The 16493-nt window shown below is 66.8% G+C and carries 20 protein-coding genes and 1 riboswitch; of the genes, 10 read left to right on the top strand and 10 right to left on the bottom strand.

The window, feature by feature from the left end:
- Positions 1 to 3 precede the first annotated feature (3 nt).
- Positions 4 to 222, bottom strand: coding sequence for a hypothetical protein (locus ACWF99_RS21530; protein WP_378633666.1), 219 nt, complete (start codon positions 220 to 222; stop codon positions 4 to 6).
- Between the two features lie 115 nt (positions 223 to 337).
- On the opposite strand from ACWF99_RS21530, the gene ACWF99_RS21525 reads away from it, so the two are divergent.
- Positions 338 to 970 (top strand): DJ-1/PfpI family protein, encoded by a 633-nt coding sequence (locus tag ACWF99_RS21525; protein ID WP_452537216.1) that lies wholly within the window; start codon positions 338 to 340, stop codon positions 968 to 970.
- Positions 967 to 1416 carry a MarR family winged helix-turn-helix transcriptional regulator gene (locus ACWF99_RS21520; protein WP_452537215.1) on the top strand — a complete coding sequence of 150 codons (450 nt, stop codon included), beginning with the start codon at positions 967 to 969 and terminating at the stop codon, positions 1414 to 1416. Before ACWF99_RS21525 ends, ACWF99_RS21520 begins: the two co-directional genes overlap by 4 nt.
- Positions 1417 to 1482: 66 nt before the next feature.
- Here ACWF99_RS21520 and ACWF99_RS21515 read toward each other — a convergent pair whose 3' ends face one another.
- From ACWF99_RS21515 to ACWF99_RS21500, 4 genes are all read right to left on the bottom strand, one after another.
- On the bottom strand, positions 1483 to 2031 hold the full coding sequence (locus ACWF99_RS21515; protein ID WP_378633658.1) for a YceI family protein: 549 nt from the start codon (positions 2029 to 2031) through the stop codon (positions 1483 to 1485).
- 28 nt (positions 2032 to 2059) lie between these two features.
- Positions 2060 to 2674, bottom strand: coding sequence for an FMN reductase (locus tag ACWF99_RS21510; protein ID WP_452537214.1), 615 nt, complete (start codon positions 2672 to 2674; stop codon positions 2060 to 2062).
- Positions 2675 to 2726: 52 nt separating this feature from the next.
- Positions 2727 to 3818: an LLM class flavin-dependent oxidoreductase gene (locus ACWF99_RS21505; protein ID WP_378655837.1), complete on the bottom strand. Its 1092-nt coding sequence runs from the start codon at positions 3816 to 3818 to the stop codon at positions 2727 to 2729.
- A 77-nt stretch (positions 3819 to 3895) separates the two neighbouring features.
- On the bottom strand, positions 3896 to 4654 hold the full coding sequence (locus tag ACWF99_RS21500) for an HAD-IIA family hydrolase (RefSeq protein ID WP_378634471.1): 759 nt from the start codon (positions 4652 to 4654) through the stop codon (positions 3896 to 3898).
- Between the two features lie 159 nt (positions 4655 to 4813).
- Here ACWF99_RS21500 and fgd point away from each other — a divergent pair, with 159 nt between their 5' ends.
- From fgd to ACWF99_RS21480, 4 genes are all read left to right on the top strand, one after another.
- Positions 4814 to 5824 carry a glucose-6-phosphate dehydrogenase (coenzyme-F420) gene (gene fgd, locus ACWF99_RS21495; protein WP_378633650.1) on the top strand — a complete coding sequence of 337 codons (1011 nt, stop codon included), beginning with the start codon at positions 4814 to 4816 and terminating at the stop codon, positions 5822 to 5824.
- A 99-nt stretch (positions 5825 to 5923) separates the two neighbouring features.
- Entirely contained in the window at positions 5924 to 6280 is a 357-nt protein-coding gene (locus ACWF99_RS21490; protein ID WP_378655840.1) for a hypothetical protein, read from the top strand.
- 192 nt (positions 6281 to 6472) lie between these two features.
- Positions 6473 to 6667: a helix-turn-helix transcriptional regulator gene (locus tag ACWF99_RS21485; RefSeq protein WP_378655843.1), complete on the top strand. Its 195-nt coding sequence runs from the start codon at positions 6473 to 6475 to the stop codon at positions 6665 to 6667.
- Positions 6664 to 7857 carry a type II toxin-antitoxin system HipA family toxin gene (locus ACWF99_RS21480; RefSeq protein ID WP_378655845.1) on the top strand — a complete coding sequence of 398 codons (1194 nt, stop codon included), beginning with the start codon at positions 6664 to 6666 and terminating at the stop codon, positions 7855 to 7857. Before ACWF99_RS21485 ends, ACWF99_RS21480 begins: the two co-directional genes overlap by 4 nt.
- Before the next feature lie 59 nt (positions 7858 to 7916).
- On the opposite strand, the gene ACWF99_RS21475 is transcribed toward ACWF99_RS21480, so the two are convergent.
- The 3 genes from ACWF99_RS21475 to ACWF99_RS21465 all read right to left on the bottom strand — a co-directional run bounded on the left by ACWF99_RS21475 (position 7917) and on the right by ACWF99_RS21465 (position 10193).
- Entirely contained in the window at positions 7917 to 9125 is a 1209-nt protein-coding gene (locus ACWF99_RS21475; protein ID WP_378655847.1) for an O-succinylhomoserine sulfhydrylase, read from the bottom strand.
- 10 nt (positions 9126 to 9135) lie between these two features.
- Positions 9136 to 9552: a rhodanese-like domain-containing protein gene (locus tag ACWF99_RS21470; protein WP_452537213.1), complete on the bottom strand. Its 417-nt coding sequence runs from the start codon at positions 9550 to 9552 to the stop codon at positions 9136 to 9138.
- 17 nt (positions 9553 to 9569) lie between these two features.
- Positions 9570 to 9689, bottom strand: a riboswitch (SAM riboswitch).
- Positions 9690 to 9734: 45 nt separating this feature from the next.
- The gene (locus tag ACWF99_RS21465) at positions 9735 to 10193 is read right to left on the bottom strand and encodes an Rv0361 family membrane protein (RefSeq protein ID WP_452537212.1); all 459 of its coding nucleotides are present in this window, start codon (positions 10191 to 10193) and stop codon (positions 9735 to 9737) included.
- A 190-nt stretch (positions 10194 to 10383) separates the two neighbouring features.
- Between ACWF99_RS21465 and ACWF99_RS21460 the strand changes: the two genes are divergently transcribed.
- Together ACWF99_RS21460 and ACWF99_RS21455 are read left to right on the top strand one after the other, a co-directional pair.
- Entirely contained in the window at positions 10384 to 11772 is a 1389-nt protein-coding gene (locus ACWF99_RS21460; RefSeq protein WP_378633637.1) for an FAD-dependent oxidoreductase, read from the top strand.
- Between the two features lie 164 nt (positions 11773 to 11936).
- On the top strand, positions 11937 to 12788 hold the full coding sequence (locus ACWF99_RS21455; protein ID WP_378655858.1) for an amidohydrolase family protein: 852 nt from the start codon (positions 11937 to 11939) through the stop codon (positions 12786 to 12788).
- Here ACWF99_RS21455 and ACWF99_RS21450 read toward each other — a convergent pair whose 3' ends face one another.
- Entirely contained in the window at positions 12789 to 13271 is a 483-nt protein-coding gene (locus tag ACWF99_RS21450; RefSeq protein WP_378634468.1) for a DUF456 domain-containing protein, read from the bottom strand.
- Between the two features lie 128 nt (positions 13272 to 13399).
- Here ACWF99_RS21450 and ACWF99_RS21445 point away from each other — a divergent pair, with 128 nt between their 5' ends.
- Together ACWF99_RS21445 and ACWF99_RS21440 are read left to right on the top strand one after the other, a co-directional pair.
- A complete protein-coding gene (locus ACWF99_RS21445) occupies positions 13400 to 14497 on the top strand; it encodes a CaiB/BaiF CoA transferase family protein (protein WP_378633631.1) in 1098 nt (365 codons plus the stop codon).
- Positions 14498 to 14575: 78 nt separating this feature from the next.
- Complete coding sequence (locus ACWF99_RS21440; protein WP_378655860.1) at positions 14576 to 14947, top strand: hypothetical protein; 372 nt, start codon at positions 14576 to 14578, stop codon at positions 14945 to 14947.
- Here the strand turns inward: ACWF99_RS21440 and yczR are convergent.
- Complete coding sequence (yczR, locus tag ACWF99_RS21435) at positions 14934 to 16433, bottom strand: MocR-like transcription factor YczR (protein WP_378633625.1); 1500 nt, start codon at positions 16431 to 16433, stop codon at positions 14934 to 14936. The two genes, ACWF99_RS21440 and yczR, sit on opposite strands and share 14 nt — an antisense overlap.
- Positions 16434 to 16493 lie beyond the last annotated feature (60 nt).

The raw sequence follows: 16493 nt of genomic DNA, 5'->3' as shown, positions 1-16493 counted from the left end.
CTTTCATTCAGAGGGAAGCGGAATCCAGGTGACCACGTCGACCAGGCGACCCGGGTGGACCGCGACGATCAACACGGTGGTCCAGGCGGCGATCGGTTCGTCGGCTCGGGCGAGATAGAGCTCGGTGCCCCCGCGAATCGAGATCAGTACCTCACCCAGTGCGCCCGCCTCCCGAATCGGTGACGTGATGGTGCCCGTCATGCCCTGCACCGAGTCGGTCATCGCGGGTGAACCTCCCTGTCTCGCACCGGATGCCGTCAGCGTACGGAGGGTCGGCTATAAGCCGGTAGCAAAATTCTTATTGACAGTATCCTGTCAAATATGACAGGATACTGTCATGTCGAAGAAAACAGTTCACGCAGCCGTCTACGACACCCTGGCCGACTGGGAAGTGGGGGCCGCGACGGCCCACATCGCCAACGGCAACTGGCACCGGGAGCCCGGAACGTTCGAGGTCGCGACGGTCGGCCTCACCACCGAACCGATCACCACCATGGGACGCCTGCGAGTGACGCCCGACCTGGCCGTCACCGATCTCGACCCGGCCGGTAGCGCGATGCTGATCCTGCCCGGCGCGGATCTGTGGATGGGTGCGGACCTGATCGCGTTCGCGCACAAGGCGAAAGAGTTCGTCGACGCCGGGGTGCCGGTGGCCGCGATCTGCGGCGCGACCTTCGGACTGGCCACGGCGGGACTGCTCGATGATCGCGCGCACACCAGCAACGCGGCGGAATTCCTTGGCTACAGCGGATACTCGGGTGCGCGGCACTACGTCGAGGCGCCCGCGGTCACCGACCGTGACGTGATCACCGCGGACGGTATGTCGCCGTTCGAATTCGCCAGGGAGATCTTCGCGCGGCTCGATCTGTACGAACCGCGGGTACTCGAGGCCTGGTACCAGCTGTACGCGCACAAGGACCCGGCCGGGTACGCCACGCTCGCCGAATACGAAGGGAGCCACGCGGCTTGAACTCCGAACAGGACCTGCTCGACGGCGCCGCCCTCACCGTCTTCCGGCTCAACGGTCAATTCCTGACCATCGGCGACGGCTTGTCCGCGCCGGCCGGGATCTCGGTGGCCTGGTGGCAGGTGATGGCCGCGGTGCAGGACCAGCCGCAGCCGGTAGCCGGGATCGCCCGCGCGATGGGCATCACCCGGCAGAGCGTGCAGCGGATCGCGGACCTGCTGGTCGGCAAGGGCATGTGCGAGTACCGGCCCAACCCCGCGCACAAGCGGGCCAAGCTGGTCGCGATGACCGAGGAAGGCACGGCCACCATCCGTCGCATCGATCCGCAGCACGCGGCCATGGCGCACCGGCTGGCCGAGGCGCTCGGCCCGGCCGAGTTCGCCGCGACGGTCGCGACCCTCACGCGTCTCGCGGCGACCCTCGACACGATCATCGCCGACGAGGACTAGCCACGGCGCACAACGGCCGACGCCCCCATCACCGCACAGGTGATGGGGGCGTCACGTCGGTCCGGGTCAGCCCTGGAGGACGGCCTCGATCTCGAGGGTGAGGGTGATCTTGTCGCCGATCACGGCGCCGCCGTCGGGCAGCGGCATGTCGATGTCGAGGCCGAAGTCGCGGCGCGAGACCACGGTCTTGGCCTCGAAGCCGGCGACCTGACCGTTGCCCATGCCCGGGCTCACGCCGACGAACTCGACCTCGAGGGTGACCGGCTTGGTGTTGCCGCGCACGGTGAACTCGCCGTCGACGACGAAATCGCTGCCCTCGCCACGGAATGCGGTGGACTTGAAGGTCATCAGCGGGAATTCCTCGGCGTGGAAGAAGTCGGCGGTGCGCAGGTGGCCGTCGCGCTGAGCGTTGTCGGTGGTGAGGGAGTCGACGCGGATCTCGGCGTGCGCGGTGGCGGTGCCGTCCTCGGCGATCACGAGCGCGCCGTCGAAGTCGGTGAAGCGGCCACGGACCTTGCTCACCATCAGGTGGCGTACGGAGAAGCCGACGGTCGAGTGGGTGGGGTCGATGGCCCAGGTGCCTGCGGTGAGTCCCTTGGCGATGGCGGTGGTCATGAGTGTGCTCCTTGGGGGTTGGTGTGCATCAGTGATTCGCTGCGAGAAGGTCTTCGAACGGGGTCGTATCGGTGTACGGGTCGGTGGGTCGGGTGGCGGACGTGCCGAGCAGTAGCGCGCCGAATTCGGCTGCGGCGCGGTCGATTCGATTGTTGAGCGCCTGGTCGCCGCCGTTCGCGCCCCAATCTGTCGACGCCGCGTAGACCGCGGTCGGGACGACGATCGAGCGCAGGTAGGCGAACAGCGGGCGCACCGCGTGCTCCAGCGCCAGGGAATGACGCTCGGTGCCGCCGGTCGCGCCGGTGAGCACCGGCATCCCGGCGAGCGAATCCGGTTCCAGCACATCGAAGAAGGTCTTGAACAGGCCGCTGTAGGAGGCGCTGAAGATCGGCGTCACGGCGATCAGGCCATCGGCGGTGACGACCTTGTCGATCGCCGCCCGCAGTGCGGGGGCCGGGAAGCCGGTGAGCAGGTTGTCGGCCAGATCGCGAGCGTGATCGCGCAGGTCGACGAAGTCCACTTCGACCTCGGCGCCTTTCGCGCGCAGCTCGCGTGCTGCCGCGGCGGCCAGTCGATCGGCCAGCAAACGTGTCGACGAAGGCTGCGAAAGCCCTGCCGAGACCACGGCGATACGGGTTGTCATGCGATCACCTCCGTGGTGTGCGGGCCGCCGAATGCGCGGCGCGGTGTGGATGTCACGCGCTGACCTCCGCCATGGTCTTGGCGGCGAGCAGCGAGTCGTGCGTCGGCGCGTCCGGGACGTGCGCCGGGCGTCGAGCCGCGAACTCCTTGCGCAACACCGGGATCACCTCCTCGCCGAGCAGGTCCAGCTGCTCGAGCACCGTCTTCAACGGGAGTCCGGCGTGGTCGACCAGGAACAGCTGGCGCTGGTAGTCGCCGAAGTGCTCGCGGAAGGTGAGCGTCTTCTCGATCACCTGCTCCGGGCTGCCCACGGTGAGCGGGGTCTGCTCGGTGAAATCCTCCAGCGACGGGCCGTGTCCGTAGACGGGCGCGTTGTCGAAGTAGGGCCGGAATTCGCGGACCGCGTCCTGCGAGTTCTTGCGCAGGAACACTTGTCCGCCGAGACCGACGATCGCCTGGTCGGCGCTGCCGTGGCCGTAGTGCTCGTAGCGCCTGCGGTACAGGTCGATCAGCCGCTTGAAATGGTCGGTGGGCCAGAAGATGTGGTTGGCGAAGAAGCCGTCACCGTAGTACGCGGCCTGTTCGGCGATCTCGGGGCTCCGGATCGACCCGTGCCAGACGAACGGCGGCACGTCGTCGAGCGGACGCGGGGTCGAGGTGAACGACTGCAGCGGGGTACGGAACTTGCCTTCCCAGTTCACGACGTCTTCACGCCACAGCCGGTGCAGCAGAGCGTAGTTCTCGATGGCCAGGGGGATGCCGTCGCGGATGTCCTTGCCGAACCACGGATAGACCGGGCCGGTGTTGCCGCGGCCGAGCATCAGGTCGACGCGGCCGTCGGCCAGGTGCTGCAGCATCGCGAAGTCCTCGGCGATCTTGACCGGGTCGTTCGTGGTGATGAGCGTGGTCGAAGTGGACAGCAAGATGTTGTCGGTGCGGCCCGCGATATAGCCGAGCATCGTCGTCGGTGACGACGGCACGAAGGGCCGATTGTGGTGCTCGCCCATCGCGAACACATCGAGGCCCACTTCCTCGGCCTTCTGCGCGATCGCGACCATCGCCTTGATCCGCTCGGCCTCGGTGGGGGTGCGGCCGGTGGTGGGATCGGTGGTCACATCGCCGACGCTGAAGATTCCGAACTGCACGGGCCCTCCTTTGGTTGCCATGGCAACTATAACCACGGCAGGCGGGCACCTATTCCGATGAGATGCGGATCACATGGCTACTCGGCGAACGGGTGGCGCGTGCGGCCGATCAAGTCGGCCACCGAGCCCACCACCATGGTCGGCCGGAACGGATAGGCCTCCACCGAGGACTTCGTCGAGATGCCGGAGGTCACCAGCACCGTGCGCAGACCCGCCTCCAAGCCGGCGATCACGTCGGTGTCCATCCGGTCGCCGATCATCACCGTCGATTGGGAATGCGCGCCGATCTGACGCAGCGCCGAGCGCATCATCAGCGGATTGGGCTTGCCGACGTAGTACGGCTCCTTACCGGTGGCACGGGTGATCAGCGCGGCGACCGAACCGGTGGCGGGCAGCACGCCGTCGCGCGAGGGTCCGGTGGCATCAGGATTGGTGGCGATGAACTTCGCGCCCCTGTCCACCAGCCGGATCGCGGTGGTGATCGCCTCGAAGGAGTACGTCCGGGTCTCGCCGAGGACCACGTAATCGGGGTCGCTGTCGGTGAGCACGTAGCCGATCTCGTGCAGCGCGGTGGTGAGACCGGATTCGCCGACCACGTACGCGGTGCCGTTGGGGCGCTGGTCGTCGAGGAAGGTCGCCGTGGCCAGCGCCGAGGTCCAGATCGACTCCTCGGGGATGTCGAGGCCGGTGTGGCGCAGGCGGGCCTGCAGGTCGCGGGGCGTGCGGATCGAGTTGTTGGTCAGCACGAGGAACGGGATCTCGTTGGCGCGCAGTTCGGCGAGGAACTCGTCGGCGCCGGGGATCAGCTGATCCTCGTGCACCAGCACGCCGTCCATGTCGGTGAGGTACGACAAGATCTGCTCATCCTTGGTGGCCACCAGTTAATTGTCCGCTAAAACTCGGCGTGGTGGGTGACGAAACGGCATGGGCGCGGATGACGGGCTGCGCGCTAGTGTCGTGTTGGCAGGGGTCAACGGACGACAGGAGTGGCTGGAATGGTTGAGCTCAAGCTCGGGTACAAGGCATCGGCAGAGCAGTTCGGGCCACGAGAGCTGGTCGAACTCGGCGTCGCCGCCGAGCAGCACGGTCTCGACAGCGCGACCGTGAGCGACCACTTCCAGCCGTGGCGCCACGACGGCGGGCACGCGCCGTTCTCGCTGGCCTGGCTGGCGGCCGTCGGCGAGCGCACCGAACGCATCCAGCTCGGCACCTCCGTGCTCACCCCGACCTTCCGCTACAACCCGGCGGTGATCGCGCAGGCCTTCGCCACCATGGGCTGCCTGTACCCGGGCCGGGTGATGCTCGGTGTGGGCACCGGTGAAGCGCTCAACGAGATCGCCACCGGTTACAAGGGCGAATGGCCCGACTTCAAGGAGCGTTTCGCCCGCCTGCGGGAAGCGGTGAAGATGATGCGCGAATTGTGGACCGGCGATCGCGTCGATTTCGACGGCGATTACTACCACACCGTGGGCGCCTCCATCTACGACGTTCCCAAGGGCGGCATCCCCGTCTACATCGCCGCGGGCGGCCCGGTGGTCGCCAGGTACGCGGGTCGCGCGGGCGACGGTTTCATCTGCACCTCGGGCAAGGGCATGGACCTCTACACCGAGAAGCTGCTGCCCGCCGTCGCCGAGGGCGCCGAGAAGGTCGACCGCGATGTCGCCGAGATCGACAAGATGATCGAGATCAAGATCTCCTACGACACCGATCCCGAACTGGCACTACAGAACACGCGATTCTGGGCCCCCCTCTCCCTGACCCCCGAACAGAAGCACGACATCACCGACCCCATCGAAATGGAGAAGGCCGCCGACGCCCTCCCGATCGAACAGGTCGCCAAGCGCTGGATCGTCGCCAGCGACCCCGACGAAGCCGTCGCCGCGATCAAGCCCTACCTCGACGCGGGCCTCAACCACCTGGTCTTCCACGCCCCCGGCCAAGACCAGCTCCGCTTCCTCGATCTGTTCAAGCGAGACCTGGCCCCCCGCCTGCGCGCCCTGGGCTGAGACCGGTCGGCTCGAATCCCTGGCCGGGCTCCATTAACGGCGCCCGGCCAGATATCGATCCATGGTCACGAACATCGGATCGACACAAGGAAACGAACCATGGGATTGTGGATCGGTAGCCCCGCGCTGAACGCCACCGAGAACGTCGTCTGGCAGAAACTCGCCAATCGAACGCAAGGCAGCAGGGCCGTCGGCGGACGCCTCCACCTGACCGAAACCCGACTGCTCTTCGTGCCCAATCACCTCGACGCGATCACCGGCGGCAAGCGCTGGGAAGCGCGCCTGACCCAACTGCGCGCCGTCGGGCAGCAGAGCCCGGATGGCGGTCTGTTCAGCGGCGGCCTGCGCACTCGTCTGCGCGTCGACACCGACGCCGGAACCGAGCTTTTCGTCATCGATCCGATCGACGAGGCGATCGCGATTCTGGACGCCGCGAGGACAGATACCCGGAGCTAGCTCAGGGCGGGGGCGGGTGTTCGACTAGCCAAAATTCGGCAGCATCCTGCCGGTTCAGCCCTGCCGGGGCGGCGGGGTGAACACCACACACCAAGTCGGCAGAATATTGCCGGTACTCTACTATTTGAGGTACCCTCACTTAGCCGATGGAAAATTCGGCGGAATTCTGCCGACCAAAGGCTGGCTGCGAATATGTTGCATGCGGTGGGCGCGGCGATTCGGGCGGAGCGGCGCCTCCACCACTTGACGCAGGAGCAGCTTGCCGAGATTGCGGGCACCTCGACCCGAACGGTCCGCGATATCGAGCAGGGGCGAGGTTCACCCAGCATCGGGACGGTCGCCGCGGTGGCCGGCGCGCTGGGGCTGTCCCTGGCGGTCACGCCATGACAGACTTCGAAGCATTGCGCACCGTCAGGAGCGCAGATGTCTATAAAGCCGGTACCCTCGCTGCCTCGATCAACCGGACACGGCAAGGCGGCACCGAATTTCAGTACGCACCAGGGTATTCCGGTGATCCGGTCGCTTCTACTCTGCCGCTCGGCACCGAGCCGGTCACCAGCGGATCGGGATCTGTACCAGCCTTTTTCGCGGGCCTGCTGCCGGAAGGGCACCGCTTGACGGTGCTTCGTCGTGCCGTAAAGACCAGCATCGACGACGAACTCAGCCTGCTACTCGCGGTCGGTGCCGATGTACCGGGTGACGTTCAAGTGTTTCCCGCCGGCGCACAACCTGTCGACGTTCCCGCGCTGGTCGACTGCATGTCAGCCGACGAGCTCGAATTCGACCGCCTCGTAGACGATGTCGATCGACAGGCGATCCCTGGGATCCAGAACAAGGCGAGCGCGTCGATGATCAGCACACCGATTGCCGCGGGCTTCGGTCGATTCATCCTGAAGCTGTCACAGTCGGGATACCCGTATCTGATCGAGAACGAATCCGCGCACCTGGCCGCGGCGCGGGGACTGAAGCTTGATGTTGTCGGGTCGGACCTGGTGCACGACCGATATGGGCAGCCGGGCTTGCTGGTCCGACGGTTCGATCGTGTGCACGAAGGGGATGAATGGCGTCGTCTCGCGTTCGAGGATGCCACCCAGGTCCTCGGGTTGCCGCCGTCGTCGAAATACAACGTCGACGCGGTGCAGGTCGTCGAAGCGCTCGCTGGAATGGTCCGCGCCCCTCTGATCGCAGCACGAAATCTCTACCTGCAGTTCCTGTTCGCGTGGTTGACCGGCAACGGTGACCTGCACGGCAAGAACGTCGGGGTACTTCGAGACACCATGGGACGCTGGAGTATCGCGCCGCTGTACGACATTCCGTGCACTCTCGTCTACGACGACGATTCGATGGCGTTGCCGATCGCCGGACGAACCAGGGGCCTTCGAGCGAAGCACTGGGCCGAGTTCGCCGGACAAGTCGGACTGCCTGCCAAGGCCGCGAAGTCAGCGCAGCAACTCGCGCTCCGCGCCGCCGCGACGGTCGATTTCGACCAGCTCCCGTTCACCGGTTCACCGTTGAACAGGACTCGGCGTGAGCTGCGCTTACGCCGAGGCGATTTGGAGCTTTCGCTCAACTCGTGACAGGGGTGCCAGATCTGACCCTGCCCATTCGTCTCCTGGCGCCTGGCACTTCTCGGGGGCTAACTCAGGGCGTGGTCCAGGTCGCCGAGGAGATCTTGGAGGTCTTCCAGGCCGACCGAGATGCGGACTACCCCGTCGGACAAGCCGATTGAGGCGCGGCCCTCGGGGCCCATGGCTCGGTGGGTGGTGGTGGCGGGGTGGGTGATCATGGTTTTGGCGTCGCCCAGGTTGTTGGAGATGTCGATGATGCGCAGGCGGTTCAAAACCTCGAAGGCTCGCTTCTTGCCGTCGTCGCCGGTGAGGGCGAAGGTGACCACGGTGCCGCCGCCGGTCATCTGCTCCTTCGCCAGTGCGTGTTGCGGATGTGATTCCAGGAAGGGGTATTTCACCCAGTCGACCGAATTCTTGGTCTCCAGGAACTTCGCCACCTGCAGGGCCGACTCGGTGGAGTGGCGCACGCGCAACGGCATGGTTTCCAGGCCCTTGAGCAAGGTCCAGGCGTTGAAGGGGCTCAGGGCCGGGCCGGTGTGGCGCATCAGGGTTTTGACGGGGCCGTCGATGTAGTCCTGGGCGCCGAGGATGGCGCCGCCGAGGACGCGACCCTGGCCGTCGATGTGTTTGGTGCCGGAGTAGACCACCACGTCGGCGCCGAGTTCGAAGCCGCGCTGGAGCAGGGGGGTGGCGAAGACGTTGTCCAGCACCACCTTCGCGCCCGCGGCGTGGGCGAGCTCGGTGACCTTGCGGACATCGACGAGGGTCTGCATCGGGTTGGCGGGGGTCTCGAAGAACACGGCCTGGGTGGGGACGGACAGGGCCTGCTCCCACTGGTCGAGGTCGTCGCCGTCGACGAAGACGGTTTCGATGCCCCAGCGCGGCAGGATCTCGTTACAGACCACGAAACAGGATCCGAACAGGCTGCGGGCGGCGACGAGACGGTCGCCCGCCTTCAGCAGGGCACCGAGCGCGGTGAACACCGCCGACATGCCGGACGCGGTCGCGAAGGCCGCCTCGGCGCCGTCGAGCAGGCGGATGCGCTCCTCGAACATGGCCACGGTCGGGTTGCCGAAGCGGGAGTAGACGAAATGCTCGACGTCGCCGGTGAACGCGGCCTCGGCGGCCTCGGCGCTCTCATAGACGAAACCCGAGGTCAGATACAGCGCCTCGGAGGTCTCGTCGAAGCCGGAACGGCGCAGGCCGCCACGCACGCCGAGCGTGCCGGGACCGACGCCTTCGGGCAGTGGCTTGTCGAACGAACCACCGGTGATCATGCTTTTCTCCTTATGCCTGACGCCACGGCAGGCCGACAGCGCGCCAACCGGTGCTGCCGCGCTGACCGAACGCGTCGGGACCACCTTCGAAACCGTCGAGCACGTTGTAGGACGGCGCCACGCCCGCCGCCGTCGCCAGGTTCGCCGCATGCGCGGAACGCTGGCCGGAGCGACACAGGAACACCACGGGTGCGTCGTCGGGGCGACCGGCGAGTGCCTTCTCGAGCTGCGCGCCGAACTCGGGATTGCGGGTGCCGGTGCCGTCGACCCATTCGATGAAGTGGGCCGGGCGCTCGATGGAACTGGTGTCGGGAATGCCGATGTGTGCCCACTCACCTTCGGTGCGCACGTCGACCAGCACGGCGCCGGGGTGCTCGGTGAGCAGCTCCCACGCCTTCTCAGGGGTGATGTCGCCGGCGTAAGTCATGTCGATCCTCCTGCGTGAATCCGCTCTTGCCGTGCCGGAAATCCCCGAACACACGGCCAGGTCGTCACCCGGAGCACCCCACCGCGGAGGAGGGTTGCCGACCAGCGAGCCGGGGCTTGACGCTGGCACTCATGACCTTGCGATCTGAGATTGCCTCGGCACCGGTCATCGTGTCAAACGATTCAGAACGAGCACACCAGCCACGCGCTGTCCACGCGGGTCAGTTTCCAGTTGCTCGCCGCCGGGTTGCCGTTGACCACGAGCGCCGCGTCGATTTTGGCGCGGTCACCGTTGACGGTGGCGTTCTCGAAACCCTTGCCGTCGATCGTGACAGTGGATTTCGGGCCACCGAGCTGTTCGCCGAGGCCGGAGGTCTCTTCGCTGAAGCCGGGGCAGGCCACGCCCGTCGGCGGACGGAGGTCGCTGCGCGAGCGCGCGTCGATATAGTTGGTGACGGCGGCCGCGAGACGGTCGGCCTCTGTGACATTTTTCTCAGCGGGTGAGAGCAGTCCACCCGCCACGATGGCGATGAGCACGATGATCGCGATCACCGCGGCCGCGACGAACGGGACGATGGAACGCTTGTCGGTCTGATCCACCACTACGGGCTGGTCATCCGAGCCTGTTTGCTCCTCGTTCATGCTGTAATCCTGACAGACCCGCGCGGGCAGCTACACCGCGCGCCGGGTGGCTGCAACGCCGCAGCTAGAATCGCCTTGATTGCGGTCGGCTGCCGACGTCGATGGCAGCTGCCAGTAAGCGGATGTCCGACTTAGCCTAAGCTAAGTTGACGCCGTCAAATCAGTTCTCGACCAAAGGGTGCGCGTAGAAATGACCGAACAGAGTGCAGCGACTCGCCCACTTCGCATTGCGATCGTGGGTGCGGGACCGGCCGGTATCTACGCCGCCGACGCGTTGATGAAGTCCGATGCCGACGTGAGCATCGACCTCTACGAGCGCATGCCCGCGCCCTTCGGCCTGATCCGCTACGGCGTCGCCCCCGACCACCCCCGCATCAAGGGCATCATCACCGCCCTGCACAAGGTCCTCGACAAAGACCAGGTCCGCCTGCTGGGCAACATCGACTACGGCACCGACATCACCCTCGACGACCTGCGCCAGTTCTACGACGCGGTCATCTTCTCCACCGGCGCCAACGCCGACCGCGCCCTGGCCATCCCCGGCATCGACCTCGACGGCTCCTACGGCGCCGCCGACTTCGTGTCCTGGTACGACGGCCACCCCGACGTCCCCCGCTCCTGGCCCCTCGAGGCCGAGAAGGTCGCCGTCCTCGGCGTCGGCAACGTCGCCCTCGACGTCGCCCGCGTACTCGCCAAGACCGGCGACGAACTGCTGCCGACCGAGATCCCGCCGAACGTCTACGAAGGCCTCAAGGCCAACAAGGCCCTCGAGGTCCATGTGTTCGGTCGTCGTGGCCCCGCGCAGGCCAAGTTCACGCCCCTCGAGCTGCGCGAACTCGACCACTCGCCGACGATCGAGGTCATCGTCAACCCCGAGGACATCGACTACGACGAAGGCTCCGAAGCCGCACGCCGTAACTCCAAGCAGGTCGACATGGTCGCCAACACCCTCGAGCAGTGGGCCATCCGCGACCACGGCGACCGCCCGCACAAGCTGTTCCTGCACTTCTTCGAATCGCCCTCGGAGATCCTCGGTGCCGACGGCAAGGTCGTCGGCCTGAAGACCGAACGCACCCAGCTCGACGGCACCGGCAACGTCAAGGGCACCGGCAACTTCACCGACTGGGACATCCAGGCCGTGTACCGCGCCGTGGGCTACCTCTCGCAGAACGTCACCCAGCTGCCGTTCGACGATCAGGCGGGCACGGTGCCCAACGAGGCCGGCCGCGTGATCGCCGACGACACCGCCGAAGGTGACGCCCGATTCATGCCCGCCACCTACGTGACCGGCTGGATCAAGCGCGGCCCGGTCGGCCTCATCGGCCACACCAAGGGCGACGCCAACGAGACCATCGCCTGCCTGCTCGACGACGCCAAGGCCTTCGCCCCCGCGCCGAAGCCCGAGCTCGACGCCGTCACCGAGTTCCTCGAGGGCAAGGGCATCCCGTTCACCACCTGGGCGGGCTGGTACCGCCTCGACGCCCACGAGCGCGCCCTCGGCGAGCCCGAAGGCCGCGAGCGCGTGAAGGTCGTGGAGCGCGAGGACATGCTGCGCGCCTCCGAGCCGAACAAGGCCTGAGTTTTTGGCGCGCTGGCGCGCGCGTGTTCGCGGCCCTGAATGGCCCGCCGATGTGCGGGGTTGGGTGTGCTGTCATGGCAGAACTCGGGGTTTCAGTGGTCCCGTCCTAGTGGGGGCGCGACGTTGAGTGCGCTCACGCCGCAGAGATAAGGCATTCTGTACTGGTGTTCGATGCCCACGTCCACATCATCGATCCGCGGTTTCCGCTGATCGAGAACGAAGGCTATCTCCCCGAGCCCTACGTGATCGATGACTATCGAAAGCGTATGGCGCACTTCGATGTTCGCGGCGGTGCTGTCGTCAGCGCGTCTTTCCAAGGCGCCGATCAGACGTACCTGAAGGCAGCACTGGCCGCGCTCGGTCCCGACTGGGTCGGCGTGACCCGGCTGGATCTCGACGCCACCGACGACGAGATCCTCGAGCTGAACCGGGCAGGCGTACGCGCCCTGCGGTTCAACCTCAAGCGCGCCGCCGCCGACATCACCGAGATGACATTGCAGGCGTTGCGCGCCCACGAACTGGCGGGCTGGCACGTGGAGCTCTACATCGACGGTCAGATGCTGGCCTCTCTGCAACCGGTGATCTCGAAGCTGCCCGCGCTCTCGATCGACCATCTCGGCATGTCCGACGAGGGTCTGCCGTACCTGCTCGACCTGGTGGACCGCGGCGCCAGAGTGAAGGCGACCGGGTTCGGCCGGGTCGAGATGGATGTGGCCGAGACGCTGCGACGCATCCACACCGTCAACCCGGGTGCGCTGATGTTCGGCAGCGATCTGCCCGGCACGCGCGCCGGTAGGCCGTTCGAGGAGCGCGATGTGGACCTGATCTCGCAGGTGGTCGGCTCCGATATCCACGCGGTGCTCGAGGACAATGCCCGGGAGTTCTACCGGCTGCCCGCGGTGCGTCGCCCGGAATCCGAGCCGCTACCCCGCATCGAGAATCCGACTATCCCGATCCCGCGCAATCAGCTCCCCGGCGCGGACGACCGCACCCGCCCGCTGCCGATCATCGAGTAGTCAGCTGATGATCGCGCCGGTGAGCCACACACCGGACGCGATCAGCGCGCCGAACAACTCGACCAGCATCGACAGGCCGACGCCCTTGAGCGCGTGCACCGTCGCGGGCCAGGCCAGGTCGTTGGTCTTCAGGCGGTACAGCTCGGCCAGGTACACACCGAGCACGAAGCCGATGAACAGGCCGACGATCGGGATCACGAAGAAGCCGGCGATGCCGAGCACCGCACCGGCCAGCAGCGCGCGGTTCGACACCCCGGCTTCACGCATCCGCTTGCCCGGCCAGGTGTACTTCACGACGCCGGAGAGCGCCAGCGCGACGGTGGCGATCGCCAGCACCGTCCAGGCCGTCGCACCGCCGGTCATGAACGCCCACACCGCGATCGCCGCGAAAATGAGGATCACCCCCGGCAGAATCGGTACGATCACGCCGACGATGCCGACCAGAATGACAAGGCCGACAACGACCTCACCCCACACGCCCACTACCGGGTCCTCCCGTTGCCGCGCCGAGTCGCGCTCGTGCGAATTCTCGCCCATGCTCTACCCGAGCCGCCACCCCAGCGCTATTGTCAATGTGTCAATACCGTTCGACAACGAACTGAGGTCACCGCGTGAGCACGGAGTCCACCGCCAAGCAGGGGCCCCTTGCGGGCATCAAGGTCATCGAGTTGGCAGGCATCGGGCCGGGCCCGCACGCCGCGCTACTACTGGCCGACCTCGGCGCCGACGTGGTGCGCGTGCAGCGCCCGAACCAGCTGCCCGGCTTCATGGAACGCCCCCAGTGGCGTGGGCGAACGATCGTCGAGGCGAATCTGAAGGACCCCGCCGACGTCGCCAAGATCCTCGACCTGGTCGAGAAGGCCGACGTGCTGCTCGAGGGCTTCCGTCCCGGCGTCACCGAGCGCATGGGCCTCGGACCCGACGAGGCGCTGGCCCGCAACCCGCGCCTGGTGTACGGCCGGATGACCGGCTGGGGCCAGCACGGCCCCCTCGCCGATCGCGCGGGACACGACATCAACTACATCTCGCTGACCGGTGTGCTCAATGCCATCGGGCGCAAGGGCGAGCGGCCGGTGCCGCCGCTGAACATGGTCGGCGACTTCGGTGGCGGCTCGATGTTCCTGGTGTTCGGTGTGCTCGCCGCGCTGGTGGAGCGGCAGAATTCCGGCAAGGGCCAGGTGATCGACGCCGCGATGATCGATGGCGCGCTTGCCCTTTCGCACATGATCTGGGGCATGCGCGGGGTCGGCCTGTGGTCCGACGAGCGCGGCACCAACCTGCTCGATACCGGCATGGCCTTCTACGACACCTATGAGACCTCCGACGGCAAGTACATGGCCGTCGGCGCGATCGAGCCGCAGTTCTACGCCGAACTGCTGGCCGGGCTGGAGATCGACCCGGAAGGTCTGCCGATGCAGATCGACCCGAACGGCCAGGAACAGCTGCGCAAGCTGTTCACCGACAAGTTCCTGACGAAGACCCGCGACGAGTGGGCCGCGATCTTCGACGGCACCGATGCCTGCACCACCCCGGTGCTGACCTTCACCGAGGCCACCGAGAACCCGCACATCGTGGCCCGTACCGGCCTGATCGACATCGACGGTGTGGTCCAGCACGCGCCCGCGCCGCGCTTCTCGCGCACACCGGGCGGCACGCCCACTCCCCCGCCGAACGTCGCGACACCGATCGAAACGGTCTGGGCTGACTGATTTGCCGGCCTGTCGTCGGTAAAGTTTTCCACTATCGACGACAGGCCGAGGTTCCGAACCGTCAGAACCCCACCGAAGGTGCTCGCCGCCCTCATCGCGGTCACCACCTTCGGCGCGGCAGTGCTGTGCTTCATCCTGGCCGAGGGATTGTTCGACACCCGTACCGCGCAGATCGCCGAAAACCATTGCCACAGCGCGGCACCGGTGCCGGTGATGGTGAGCGTGCTGAACGGGCTGGCGACCGGGATGCTGCTGGCCGCCGCCGTCTCACTGCTGTGTTTGCTGGTGCTGCTGTTCCGCTATCCGTCCGAACGTGGCGCTGTCGCGGTGCCGCTGACCGCGGTGGGACTGGTGGCCTCGGTGCTGTTCATGTTCGGGGCGGGGTACGAAACCGTGCGCCCCGAACCGGCTTCCACCGGGCACAACCCGTGCGCGTTCAGTAGCAGGTGAGCGGTTGCAGTGGGTCGGCGGCGCGGGGCGTGAGGGCGTCGTAGGCCGCGGCGATGGATTTGACGGCGATGCGTAGCTCGGCTTCGGGGTGGGTGTACGGCAGCCGGACGAAACGTTCGAACGCGCCCTGGACGCCGAAACGTGGTCCGGCGGCCAGCAATACGCCGTGATTGGGCGCGGTGGCGGCCAGCGCGGTGGAGACCGGGCTGGGCAGCTGGGCCCACACCGACATCCCGCCCGCGCCGACCGTGATGTGCCAGCCGGGGAGGTCTTCGGCGACGGCGTCGAGCAGGGCGGTGCGCTGGGCGCGCAGCTGTTCGCGACGGCGCTCGAGGATGGGTTCGGCGTTCTCGAGCAGGTGGACGGTGGCCAGCTGATCCATCACCGGGGTGCCGAGGTCGACCGTGGAGCGGATGCCGAGCAATTTGGTGATCAGCGGCTGATTGGTTCGGATCCAGCCGACCCGCAGGCCACCCCAGAACGACTTCGACGCCGAACCGATGGTGACGATCTCCGAGCCCTTCGCGAACGCGGCGACCGGCGGGGGCATGGTCCCGTCCGACAGGTTCAGTTCGCCCATCGACTCGTCGACGACGACGGTCATCCTGGTGTCGCGGGCGATGGCGGCCAGTTCGGCGCGGCCCTCGGCGCCGAGCAGCAGTCCGGTGGGGTTGTTGAAGTCGGGAACCAGGTAGGCCAGGGTGGCCGCGGTCTGCCGCGCTGTACTGCGCAGACCTTCGAGATCCCAACCGGCGTCAGGGAATTCGGGGCGTAGTGGGATCGGGATGGGACGGGCGCCGACATCGCGGATGGCTTCGATGGCGTTCGGGTAGGACGGGTGCTCGATCAGGACCCGGGCGCCGGGTGAGGCGAGCACGTTGAGGAGCAGCCGAAGTCCGTGTTGCGCACCGAGGGTCACCAGGATCTGGTCCGGTTCCGTCGGCAGACCGCGCGCGGTGTAGCGGCGGGCCAGTGCTTCGCGCAGCGCGAGGATGCCGACCGGGTCCATACCGTGGGTGCCGAGGTAGGACGGGATTCCTTGCAGCGCGGTCGAATACGCGTCGTGGAGTTCGGGGGACGCGGGCATCGCGGCATAGGTCATGTCGATGGTCGGCAGCTCCGGCTGCGCCATCAGGGCCATGATGCCGCGGCTGGGCTTGGCGCCGTCGTGCTGGATCGCGGGCGGGAGCGCGACAGTGCTGCGAGAACCCTGGCGGCTGATCAGGTAGCCGTGTTCGCGCAGCAGCGAATAAGTGGAGGTGATGGTGGTGCGGCTGACGCCGAGAGTTCCCGCCAGATCGCGCTCGCTGGGCAGGGCCACGCCGAGTGGGGCGCGGCCGTCGTGGATCAGCAGGCGAATGGCTTCGGCCAGGGCCAGGTAGGCGGGCCGGTGCGGGCGGCGTTCGGCATCGCCGTCGGTTTCGGGGTCACGCCACCGGCCGAGGTCGCGAGCCAAGCCTGCTGCGCCGATCACTCTTGTCGCCATAAAGTCCAGTATTCCCTAAGTGGATATTTCTAAGCAAGGCCAGTGGGTGGATTCTTACTG

Source organism: Nocardia sp. NPDC055002, from assembly GCF_053608825.1.
This window is presented reverse-complemented; position numbering and strand designations above follow the sequence as displayed.